We start from the raw sequence: 265 nt of genomic DNA on the forward strand, positions 1-265 counted from the left end.
TGCGCTAGCATCAAAGTTTTTATCCACCGACCAAAGTGAGATTGCAACCATGAGCTATACACATCTAAGCCTAGGTGAACGATACCAGATTTATGCCCTTAAAGGGGCAAAACATAGTATTAATTTTATAGCGAGGGCGTTAAACAGAAGTCCCAGTACCATATCAAGAGAGCTTAGACGCAATAAAAGCCTACGAGGTTACCGAGCAAAGCATGCTAATAACAAGGCTTGTGACAGACGGGCTAACAACGCCACAACTATTGTG

At 43.0% G+C, this 265-nt stretch carries 1 protein-coding gene; it reads left to right on the forward strand.

Annotated features, from left to right (window positions below):
- Positions 1 to 49: 49 nt before the first annotated feature.
- Positions 50 to 265, forward strand: a 216-nt coding sequence (locus ACT3RN_RS16360) for a transposase (RefSeq protein WP_443537911.1), incomplete at its 3' end; no start/stop codon positions are given.

Source organism: Psychrobacter sp. AOP5-GZ1-6 (assembly GCF_052376345.1).
Lineage (GTDB): Bacteria > Pseudomonadota > Gammaproteobacteria > Pseudomonadales > Moraxellaceae > Psychrobacter.